The organism is Haliea sp., from assembly GCF_040222615.1.
GTDB lineage: Bacteria > Pseudomonadota > Gammaproteobacteria > Pseudomonadales > Halieaceae > Haliea.
The window spans coordinates 1-3,724 of sequence record NZ_JAVKCQ010000006.1; the positions used below are offsets into that span (position 1 = coordinate 1).

Annotated in this window: 4 protein-coding genes; all 4 read left to right on the forward strand. The window is 65.3% G+C overall.

Translation table 11 applies throughout. The annotated features are described in order from the left end of the window. Positions 1-603, forward strand: a 603-nt coding sequence (locus RJQ10_RS00225; protein ID WP_350142418.1) for an SDR family oxidoreductase, incomplete at its 5' end; no start/stop codon positions are given. A 10-nt stretch (positions 604-613) separates the two neighbouring features. Then, a complete protein-coding gene (locus RJQ10_RS00230; RefSeq protein WP_350142420.1) occupies positions 614-1,780 on the forward strand; it encodes an acyl-CoA dehydrogenase family protein in 1,167 nt (388 codons plus the stop codon). Then, positions 1,777-2,976 (forward strand): acyl-CoA dehydrogenase family protein, encoded by a 1,200-nt coding sequence (locus RJQ10_RS00235; RefSeq protein WP_350142422.1) that lies wholly within the window; start codon positions 1,777-1,779, stop codon positions 2,974-2,976. The genes RJQ10_RS00230 and RJQ10_RS00235 overlap by 4 nt, the downstream gene beginning before the upstream one ends. Position 2,977: 1 nt before the next feature. Then, on the forward strand, positions 2,978-3,724 hold a 747-nt coding region (locus tag RJQ10_RS00240), incomplete at its 3' end, for an SDR family oxidoreductase (protein WP_350142424.1).

Below are 3,724 nucleotides of genomic sequence, written 5' to 3' on the forward strand. Positions count from 1 at the left end.
CGCGACCGCATGTTTGCCTCCATGACCGAGTCGGATTGGGACGCGATCATGGCGGTGCACCTGAAGGGGCACTTCTGCATCAGTTCCCACGCCGTGCACTACTGGCGCGGTCTGTCCAAAGAAGGCAAGGCGGTGGACGCGCGCATTATCAATACCAGTTCCGGTGCCGGCCTGCAGGGCTCGGTCGGGCAGTCGAATTACGCGGCCGCCAAGGCCGGGATAGCGGCACTGACGCTGACCCAGGCGGTTGAGCTGGGTCGCTACGGGATTACGGTCAACGGGCTGGTGCCGGTGGCGCGGACGGGCATGACCACTGCGGTGGAAGCCATGGCACAGCGCATGGCGAAGCCGGCGGATGGCAGCTTCGATTATTTTGCGCCGGAGAACGTCTCCTCCCTGGTGGCGTGGCTGGTGTCGCCACTGTCGGCGCAGGTGACCGGGCGCCTGTTCGAGGCCGAGGGCGGCAAGGTCGCCATCGCCGATGGCTGGCGTTCAACGGAGCCCGTGGACAAGGGTGAGCGCTGGGACCCTGCGGAACTCACTGATGCAGTGGCAGAGTTGCTGGCCCGGGAAGTGCCGGCACAGAAAGTGTTCGGCAGCTGAGGCAGAGCCCATGGAATTTCGTTTTACCGAAGAACAGCAGATGATCCGCGATACGGCGGAGGCTTTTCTTGCGGAAGTCTCCACCGCCGCTGCGGTGCGCGAGGTGATGGCAACCGAGCGCGGCTATGACGCGTCCCTGTGGCAGCAGATCAGCGAGGAAATGATGTGGCCGGCGCTGCACATACCGGAAGCCTACGGCGGCCTCAGCCTGGGCTTTGTGGAGCTGGCCGCCATGCAGGAGCAGATGGGCCGGGTGCTGTTGTGCGCGCCGTTCCTGGCGACAGTCGGCCTGGGCGTCAATGCCCTGCTGGTGGCCGGTACCGAAGCGCAGAAGCAGCGTTACCTGGCGGCGATTGCCGCGGGCAGTACCGCGACCCTGGCGTTCATGGCCCCGGGCAGTCGCCCGGATGCCGACGCTGTGCAGGCCACCTTCACCAGTGCCGGCGACGGCTTCGTGCTCAATGGCGAATACCGCTATGTGCTCGACGGCCACACGGCAGAGATCCTTGTCGTTGCTGCCCGCGAGGCGGATAGCGAAGGCCATCAGGGCATCAGCCTGTTCGTTCTGCCCGCGGATACCGCGGGAGTTACCCGGGAGTGGCTGCCGACCATGGACCAGACCCGCAAACAGGCCAGCATCACCCTGCAGGATGTGAAATTCGGCGCCGATGCCCTGATGGGGGAGGCCGGCGCTGCCTGGCCTGCGCTGGCCAAGATCCTGGACCTGGCCACTGTCGCGGTGGCCGCCGAGCAGGTCGGCGTGGCCCAGCAGGCTCTGGACAGCTCCGTGGCCTATACCATGGAGCGGGTGCAGTTTGGCCGCGCCATCGCCTCCTACCAGGCGATCAAGCACAAGGCTGCTGACATGATGCTGAAAGTGGAGGCGGCCCGGTCAGCCGCCTACTATGCCGCATGCATCGCCGACGAAGCGCTCGCGGGCAACCCCTTGGGCGCGGGTCTGGCGGAGGCAGCCAGCATTGCCAAGGCCTACTGTTCCGACGCCGCATTTTTCAATGCCGGCTGCGGCATCCAGCTGCATGGCGGCGTGGGCATCACCGCGGAGTACGATATACAGCTGTATTTCAAACGCGCCAAGTCCACCGAGACCCTGCTGGGCGACGCTGCCTGGCACCGGGAGCGGCTGGCGCGTCAGTTACTGGATGGAGAGGCGGCATGAAGCTGAGTTTCAGTCCCGAAGACGAGCAGTTCCGCGAGGAGGTTGCCGCCTGGCTGGCAGCCAATCTGGGCGGGGAGTTTGAAATCATCCGCGGCCGCGGCGGCCCGGGTGACGAGCACTCTTTCGTTGAGGAGCGCAAGGCCTGGGAGCGCAAACTGGCCGAGGGCGGCTGGACCTGCATAGGCTGGCCAAAGCAGTACGGCGGCCGCGGAGCCAGCATTGAGCAGCAGGTAATTTTTAACGAGGAGTACGCTCGCGCCGGCGGCCCCGGCCGCATGGGGCATATCGGCGAGACGCTTACCGGCCCGACCCTGATCGCCTTCGGCAGCGAGGCGCAGAAAGAGCGCTACCTGCCGGGCATCCTTGCCGGCAGGGAGTTCTGGTGCCAGGGTTACTCCGAGCCTTCCGCAGGTTCGGACCTCGCCAATGTGAAAACCAAAGCGCGGCTGGACGAGTCCGGCGGCCGGTGGCTCATCAATGGCCAGAAGGTGTGGACCTCTCTGGCCCATGAATCCCAGTACGTGTTCGTGATTGCCCGCACCGATCCGGATTCGGTGGCCCACCGGGGCCTGGGCTTTTTCCTGCTGGCGATGGATCAGCCCGGGGTCACCGTGCGTCCGATCGAGCAGCTCACCGGCACCAGCGAATTCAACGAAGTGTTTTTTGACGATGCCGTCTGTGCCGCCGATGACATCGTCGGAGCTCCCGGCGAAGGCTGGAAGGTGGCGATGGGCCTGCTCGGTTTCGAGCGCGGGGTCTCCACCCTGGGCCAGCAGATGCTGTTCCAGAACGAGTTCGACGAAGTCGTCAGGATCGCCAAAGCCAACGGCGCCGCCCGCGACCCGGCCCTTCGCCAGCGCATCGCCGAGGCCCACGTGGGCCTGCGCATCATGCGCTTCAACAGCATGCGCATGCTGTCTGGCGGCGGCGATGACGGCAGCCTGCAGAAAGAGGCCATGATCTACAAGCTGTACTGGTCGAGCTGGCACCGCAACCTGGGCAAGCTGGCCATGGATGTGCTCGGTGCCGAGGGCGAGATCATTGCCGGGGCTCCCTACGAACTGAACCGGCTGCAGTCCCTGTACCTGTTTACCCGCGCTGACACAATCTACGGCGGCACCAACCAGATCCAGCGCAACATCATCGCCGAGCGCGCGTTGGGCATGCCCCGCGAACCGCGCGGCCAGGAGAATTGAAATGGCATTGAAAGAACCACCACCCTACGTCGCCGGCCACAACCTGCTCGCGGGCAAGTCAGTCCTCATCACCGCCGCCGCAGGCGCCGGTATCGGCTTTGCTGCGGCCACCCGGGCTGCCGAGGAGGGTGCGCGCGCGGTGATGATCAGCGATATCCACGAGGGCCGGCTGGCCAAGGCAGTGGCGCAGCTCAGGGCGGATACCGGCCTGGAGGCGATCCACGGCAAGCTGGCCAACGTCACGGTGGAAGATGACGTGCAGGCGCTGGTCGACGAGGCCGAGGCAAGCATGGGTGGCGTCGATGTGTTGATCAACAACGCCGGTCTCGGCGGCACAAAATTGCTGGTGGAGATGACCGACGATGAGTGGAGCCGCGTGCTCGACATTACCCTTACCGGCACCATGCGCATGACCCGGGCCATGCTGCGTAAAATGCAGCCCCGCGGTGCCGGCGTGATCGTCAACAACGCGTCTGTACTCGGCTGGCGCGCGCAGAAGGAGCAGTGCCACTACGCCGCCGCCAAGGCCGGCGTCATGGCCCTCACCCGCTGCTCCGCCCTGGAAGCCGCCGACCACGGTGTGCGCATCAATGCGGTATCGCCCTCCATCGCCTTCCACGAGTTCCTGAAGAAGACCACACCGATGGAATTGCTGGAGGAGCTGGCGGCGAAAGAAGCCTTCGGGCGCGCGGCGGAGGTGTGGGAGGTTGCGAATGTGATGATGTTCCTGGCGTCTGATTACTCCGGC

Bases quoted from the DNA above. Each gene is read 5' to 3' on its own strand.
- RJQ10_RS00235 (WP_350142422.1), top strand. From the start codon at position 1,777: ATGAAGCTGAGTTTCAGTCCCGAAGACGAGCAGTTCCGCGAGGAGGTT.
- RJQ10_RS00230 (WP_350142420.1), top strand. From the start codon at position 614: ATGGAATTTCGTTTTACCGAAGAACAGCAGATGATCCGCGATACGGCG.